Raw genomic sequence first — 6,401 nt, 5'->3', positions numbered from 1 at the left:
CCACGCCAATGGACGCATCCGAGTAGCCGAACCAATCCGACGCAGGATCAAATAGGCTTAATAGCCGACAAGCCACCACAAATCTGATAGACCCGCCTAGCCCTGGACGCTAAGCAATTGACCGAATCACGCCGCTACACCGACCCGTTCGGCAACCCCCGCGGCACCACACCAACCACCTGGGCCGGTGACAAGGGCTTCGTCGGCGGCACTCAAGATGCGACCACGGGCCTCACCAACCTCGGCGCCCGTGAATACCAGCCCGCCACAGGACGCTTCATCAGCGCCGACCCAATCCTCGACGCCGCCAACAGCCCGCAGCAGTGGAACGGCTACGCCTACGGGAACAACGACCCTGTCGGAAGTAGCGACCCAACCGGCGCGTACACCTGCCGAAATGGGCACGAGGGCTGCGACATCCACGGCAACGCTTGCGGCGGTGACTGCAGCGCCCAGGCAACCCAGACCGGCGATTGCGTCCACACCGAGTGTGGCTCCAGCACAGAAAACCAGAACCCTCAGGCTTCCCTCGCCGATCAGCGCGCTGCAGCCGCGGCAGCGGCGGCGGCAGCGGCGAGGCGGGCCCAGATCGACCAGGTCCTTCAGGACATCTTCGACTACTACCACAAGAAGCTTTTCCTCCCGGGATACTGCAGCAAGGGCGGCTGCATGACCCAGGCTCAGTTTGATCAAGCGGATGCAAATCTAGGAAAGATTCTCTCCGCGATGTCGGACATGACGCTGATCATCCCCAATCTTCAGTGCATAGCCAACAGCAACAATCAGCACGCCTGCTGGATTGCTGGATGCGCCATTGCATGTGGTCCTGGGGTCGAGATCGACTCGATGTCTTCCATCGCGGTCGACTTGGCCGAGGTGGACACAGCGGCGGCCGCCAGCGGCAGCTCCACGATCAAAGCACTTCTCGGCAAGCTGAAGAGCTTGACCAAGGACTGTGCTCGGAACAGCTTCCCGGCCAGTCAGGCTGTCCTGATGGCCGACGGGTCTCGCAAGCAGATAGGCGAGATCAAGGTTGGCGACACGGTACTCGCCACGGACCCGCTAACCGGAATGACGCGGGCCGAACGAGTCACCGCCGTCGTCAGAACCCTCACGGACACTGAATTCACCGACCTCGCCGTACGCGCCAAGGCCGGCCATGCGATGGTCACCTCTACTCGGCATCATCCCTATTGGAACGCCACCGCCCAGCGCTGGGTCGATGCGGCGAGCCTTCGCACCGGCGAGCGACTTCGCACAGATGACGGAACTCTCGCCTACGTCGATGGCGTTCGTAGCTACAGCGGGCACATCGTCACCTTCAACCTGACCGTGGCTGACATCCACACGTACTATGTACTCGCCGGAAATACGCCAATCCTGGTACACAATGGCGGCGAAGCCGGTCCGGGACAGATATATCTCTGGCGCGGGGTCACGGCTACTGAACTCGCGGACATCTCTGCAAATCGGACTTGGAATAGCCCTCAGGGGATTAAGTACTTCTCCTTCACAGAGCAAGGCGCGGCCGAGTACTCTCGTCGGGCTTACGCCGCCTTTCCCAAGGAAGGTCCCTACACCATGATTCGCACCACGGTCAATGCTAGTGATCTGCCTGAGGCTGCTCGCATGGCGTACACTACTGACGTCGTTGATGGTGGTGTTGCCCTCAATGATAGCGAATTGAAGATTCTGGGAAGGCCTGCAATCATGACGGGTATGAGCACGGGCGTGGGTTGCGGATGAGATATGTAATTGCCGCGTCCACGGAACGGGCCATAGAGGCGTGCAGAAGCGCCCTGGGTGGCAGGGCGGGAGTTGAGTTTCGGGTCGGCTCGGTGCCCGAGGCGGGGATGGACTGCAATGCTGCGATCTTGAGCTTCCCGCTTGCCCATGAGCGGTATGGCGGAATTCCCCGACCTGAGGAAGCGCAGGTCCTGGTAAATACGCGCGGGGATGGGGCTCCAGGGATAATCTTGGCAACTCCTCCTACGCCTGCGAAAATCCCTGGGAAAAGTGGCGGCGATTGCGAGGTTGAGAGTCATGTTTTCCATGTTCTCAATGCGAGTGTGATCGAATTTTTGAATGAATTCCCCGAATGTGGAGAAGCCTCGAAGATTCTTATCCACCTGGAAGCCTCTGCAATTGACCGCAAGGATCTCAGCGCCGCCCTTCGCGGGGTTTTGAAATTGCTGGAACAATCGCTGCCTGTTGGAAGTGCGTAAAGCCCGTTGAGCCCCCACCGGATTTGATTCCGGTGGGGGCTCTGGGGTGTCTGACGGCAGTAGTTGACGGCAACGTCAGCGGACGGGTGCTGCACAAACGGGTGGTTCGTCGCCGTCGTCGGGTCGAGGGGCGGGCTGGGCGGGGTTGCGGAGGGCGTTGCCGAGGAGGTCGATGGCGTCGCGTTGGAGGCGGAGCCGGACGTGGGCGTACACCGTCGCGGTCACGCCGATGTGGGCGTGGCCCAACAGCTCCTTGATGACGACGAGTTCGACGCCCTGTTCCAGGAGGAGGGTGGCCGCCGAGTGTCGGAGGTCATGGAACCGGATGCGGCGGAGGGTGGCGCGGCGGAGCAGGGTGTTGAAGTGCCGGGTGAGGGTGGCGCCCTCGATCGGGGAGCCGTCGGGCCGGGTGAAGACGTACCCGCTGTCCTTCCAGCCGGTCCCCGCCGTTTCGCGCTCGTGGCGCTGCTGGTCTCGGTGCTGTTCGAGGGAGTGCAGGCACTCGGTGGGTAGGGCGATGCGCCGTTCCGAGCTCTGGGTCTTGGTCGGCAGGGCGACAAGGCCGCCGCTGCTGGTGCGTTGGAGAGTGCGGCGGATGCTGGCGGTTCCGCCGGCCAGGTCGAGGTCTTCCCAGCGCAGGCCGAGGAGTTCGCCCTTGCGTAGTCCGGTGCGTAGGGCGAGTTCGAACAGCGCGCTCAGCCGGTGCCCGCTGGTGGCGGCGAGGAACGTTCGGGCCTCTTCGGCGGTGAGGGGTTCGAAGCGGCGGGGGCGTGGCGTGCCCATGCGGACGTTGCGGGCCACGTTGCGCGGGATCTCCTCTTCGCGGACGGCGTGTTCCAGGGCGGACTTGAGCACGGAGTGCACGTAGGCCAGCGTCAGCGGGGACAGCCGCTTGCGGCAGCACTTGCCGATCGCGCAGCACTGGGGCTGGTCGCGGGCGGTGTCGAGGCCGCGTGCGCAGCACTGGCAGGTGGTGCGGAGTTGGTCGAGCCAGGTGCGGACGTCCTTGGCGGTGAGCTTGGTGAGCTTCTTCTTACCCAGGCCAGGGAGGAGATAGAGGCGGACGACGGCGGTGTAGCGGGTGTGGGTGTTCTCCCGGAGCCGGTGGACGGCGACAGTCTCCAGCCAGTAGGTGAGGAACGCTGCGAGGCTGCCCTGGGCGGTGGGGGTGGGTATGCCGCGGTTGCTGGTGGCGATTTTCTCGGTGAGCTGGGCCAGGGCTTCCTTGCGGGTGGTGCCGTAGACGTGGATGCGCTTGCGGGTGTCGCCTGGGGCGAGGACGTATCCGGCGGCTTCCCAGCGTCCGTCCTTGCGCTGGTAGACGGTGCCGTCGCCGTTGGCGCGGATCCTGCGCGAGCCAGTACCGGGGGTGTAGGTGGGGTTGGTGTCGGGGGTGGTCATCAGGCTGCCTCTTCGAGGTTGTGGTGGATGAGGGCGGTCAGGGCGTGGGCGGGGATGCGGCGGGCGCGGCCGAGAGTGATGGAGGCGAGTTGGCGGGTGCGGATGAGGTCGTAGACGGTGGAGCGGCTGATCTTGAGGCGGGCCATGACCTCGGGGACGGTGAGAAGTTCGGTGTCGGCGTTCACGTGACCGTCACCGCCTGGACGGCGGCGGTCAGCGGACTGGTGGAGTGCCCGGTCCGGTCACTGGAGCGCCGCGCCTGCCGGGGCCGGCTCGGGTGCTCGGGTAGAGGGCTCGGTGTAGCGGCCAGGAGTTCGGCGAGGTGGGCGAGTTCGGGCAGGAGGCCGGTTCCGGCGTACTGCCAGTGCGAGATCACCCGGGTCGTGTCCGCGTCGCCGGATCGCCCGTGCCTCGCGTGGTAACCGGTGCGGTGGCCAGGGCCGGAGTCGGAGTGACCGGCGGTCAGGTCATTGCGGTCATTGCGGTCACCGTGCCGGTCAGTGACCGACCGACCCTCACGCACCGGTCCCTGCTCGGCGGATCGGCCGACCAGGGCCGGGCCGGTCGGCGTCAAGGCGGTGGCGTTGTCTTGGCGGGTGCGCCAGGCGGTGCGTTCGGCTCGGAGGTGGGTGAGGGTGGTGGAGTAGTGGCGGGTGCGGGTGGAGAAGTGGCCTCGGAATCCGAGCATGTGGGCCCATTGGCGCAGGCGGAGGTGGGTGTGCTGGGGCTGGGTGCCGAGGTGCCAGGCGGTGTGGATCATGCGGCGGGCGTGGTCGGTGAGGTCGTACTGGGCGAGTTCGGCCAGGAGGCGCAGGCGGCGGTCGAGGGTGCCGGTGGTGGTCTCGGCTCCCTTGGTGGCGTATTTGGCGATGTAGGCGGCGACGTGCCGGTCGGTGACGGGGCCGTCGCCGGTGAAGTCGCTGCTGCGGATCGCGCGGACGTCGATCTGCCGCCCGAACCGGAACACCGAGGGCTCCGGGGGCTGGGCCCGGTCGCCGTACCCGGCCCCGGAGAGGTGCTGGTGCTGGAGGCGGGTGCGATTGGCGGCGGCGCGGACGGCGTGGTCGAGGAGTTCGGTGGTGGCCCAGGCGGGTGGGGTGCTGGTGGGGCCGGTGGGTCCGTCGATGCGGATGACGGTGTGGAAGTGGATCTGGCCGCGTTTTTGGTATTCGGCGACCTTGGCGTAGGAGAGCGTGGCGTGGTGGCGCAGGGTGCGCTGGGTGAGTCCGGCGGCGTGGGCGATCTCGCGGCGCAGGTGGGTGGTGAAGCGGGCCCACAGGGCGGGGGCGTGGGCGTTCCACAGGACCGCGCCGGTGTAGTCGTACCGCTGCGGGTTCAGCGGCGTGCCGAGGAGCGGGTCACCGTCGGGGTGGCGGGTGCCGCAGGTGCAGAGGGCGGTGCCGGGTTGGTTGTGGACGGGGCCGAAGCCGGGGGCGGTGAGGGTGGCGAAGACGCGGGGGTGGGTGACGACGCTGACCGGGACGGTCTTGCCGCCGCGTAGTCCGGCGGCGATGAGCTGGTAGGTGTCGTAGCGGTAGAGGGTTGAGCAGGCGGGGCAGCGGGTGGCGCGGCGGTTGCCGCAGCGCACCAGGAGTTCACCTGCGGGCAGGTGGCGGGTGTCGAGGTGGTCGAGGATCTGGCCGGTGGCGGTGTCCAGGCGGGTGCGGTGTCCGGTCATGCGGATCGGGCGGGCGCAGCCGCCGAGTGAGCCGATCTGCCGGGCCAGGGGCGCGAGGTGTCCGGTGGCGGCGAGCTTGGCCAGCCTGGCCGTCAGCCGAGCCCGGCGTTCCAGCGCCGAGCCCCTGTTCGCGGACGCGTCGGCCTTCCCGTCGTGCGCTGGTTCGGTGAACGTCCTGTTCGAGATCGCGGATGGGGTTGCGGGGCAGGGGAGTTGGAGCTGTGCGGGCATGGGGACAGACCTCCGGCAGGGGTCGGGAGAAGAGGGGAGGTGGCTGAGGGGCGACCCGGGTGGTCGCACACGCGGGAAAGGTGTGCGAGACGGCGGGTGCGGAGGGTGGGCCGGGGGCATCTGGCCTGGTCAGCGGTGGTTTCCAGCAGCGGTGCGTGAAGGTAGCATCGCTTCAACGGCGCATTCAAGTGCATCCCTCCTCATCTGTTCCGGTGGGCGGTTGGGATGCGGGCAGTGTGGACCCGGTTTCCCGTTTTGGACGGGCCGGATTTCGGTGGTAGTGGCACGGAGAGGGTGGGTGACCTGCGGTGACGACAGGGCGGCAAGGACGCAGAGCGGTGGGGAGCACGGTGCTGCTGACATTCGAGGTCATCGCCGAGGCTCTGCGAGGGCGGATCCGCTCCGGTGGGCTGATGCTGGGGGACGCGCTGCCGACGCAGGCGGTACTGATGGCGGAGTTCGGGGCCTCCAGCCTGTCCGTGCAGAAGGCCATGGCACTGCTGAAGCGGGACGGCTACGCGATCTCCCGCCCCGGCAAAGGCGCCTTCGTCGCCCGCCTCGACGCCGACGCCGATGCCGGTTACGCGGAGGCGGGGAACGCGCCTTCGGGCGGGACGGCGGCTCGCGTTGAGGTGCTGGAGCTGGCACTGACCGAGGCACTCGAACAGCTCACCGGCCTGCGCGCCCGCGTCGAAGCCCTGGAGGCGGGTGGCAGCGGGCCCAGTCACTGACCCCTGCGCCCCTGGACGGCTCGGGGCCGGAGCCGTGGGTTGTCGTTCTTCGGTTGATGCTTGACGGTTTGGCTTCGGGTGATGGTTGACACGGGGGCTAGGTTCCGTAGTCGATATGCCCGCTGGCGCGGCGGC

At 67.1% G+C, this 6,401-nt stretch carries 6 protein-coding genes; 3 read left to right on the top strand and 3 right to left on the bottom strand.

Annotation, left to right across the window (positions count from 1 at the left end):
• Positions 1–117: 117 nt before the first annotated feature.
• Positions 118–1,746 carry an RHS repeat-associated core domain-containing protein gene (locus tag ABIA32_RS33410; RefSeq protein WP_370103626.1) on the top strand — a complete coding sequence of 543 codons (1,629 nt, stop codon included), beginning with the start codon at positions 118–120 and terminating at the stop codon, positions 1,744–1,746.
• Between the two features lie 128 nt (positions 1,747–1,874).
• Positions 1,875–2,225, top strand: a complete 351-nt coding sequence (locus ABIA32_RS33405; RefSeq protein ID WP_370103624.1) for a hypothetical protein — start codon at positions 1,875–1,877, stop codon at positions 2,223–2,225.
• Between the two features lie 75 nt (positions 2,226–2,300).
• On the opposite strand, the gene ABIA32_RS33400 is transcribed toward ABIA32_RS33405, so the two are convergent.
• The 3 genes from ABIA32_RS33400 to ABIA32_RS33390 are packed head-to-tail and all read right to left on the bottom strand — an operon-like array spanning position 2,301 to position 5,535.
• The gene (locus ABIA32_RS33400) at positions 2,301–3,626 is read right to left on the bottom strand and encodes a tyrosine-type recombinase/integrase (protein WP_370103622.1); all 1,326 of its coding nucleotides are present in this window, start codon (positions 3,624–3,626) and stop codon (positions 2,301–2,303) included.
• Positions 3,626–3,811, bottom strand: a complete 186-nt coding sequence (locus ABIA32_RS33395) for a helix-turn-helix domain-containing protein (RefSeq protein ID WP_328312342.1) — start codon at positions 3,809–3,811, stop codon at positions 3,626–3,628. Before ABIA32_RS33395 ends, ABIA32_RS33400 begins: the two co-directional genes overlap by 1 nt.
• The gene (locus ABIA32_RS33390) at positions 3,808–5,535 is read right to left on the bottom strand and encodes a replication initiator (RefSeq protein ID WP_370103619.1); all 1,728 of its coding nucleotides are present in this window, start codon (positions 5,533–5,535) and stop codon (positions 3,808–3,810) included. The genes ABIA32_RS33395 and ABIA32_RS33390 overlap by 4 nt, the downstream gene beginning before the upstream one ends.
• A gap of 338 nt (positions 5,536–5,873) precedes the next feature.
• Between ABIA32_RS33390 and ABIA32_RS33385 the strand changes: the two genes are divergently transcribed.
• A complete protein-coding gene (locus tag ABIA32_RS33385; RefSeq protein WP_370103617.1) occupies positions 5,874–6,266 on the top strand; it encodes a winged helix-turn-helix domain-containing protein in 393 nt (130 codons plus the stop codon).
• Positions 6,267–6,401 lie beyond the last annotated feature (135 nt).

The sequence above is a fragment of the Streptacidiphilus sp. MAP12-20 genome (assembly GCF_041262525.1).
Taxonomy (GTDB): domain Bacteria; phylum Actinomycetota; class Actinomycetes; order Streptomycetales; family Streptomycetaceae; genus Streptacidiphilus.
This window is presented reverse-complemented; position numbering and strand designations above follow the sequence as displayed.

What these genes read in the sequence shown, in the direction of transcription:
- ABIA32_RS33400 (WP_370103622.1), bottom strand. Translation starts at nt 3,626, where the DNA reads ATGACCACCCCCGACACCAACCCCACCTACACCCCCGGTACTGGCTCG.
- ABIA32_RS33390 (WP_370103619.1), bottom strand. Translation starts at nt 5,535, where the DNA reads ATGCCCGCACAGCTCCAACTCCCCTGCCCCGCAACCCCATCCGCGATC.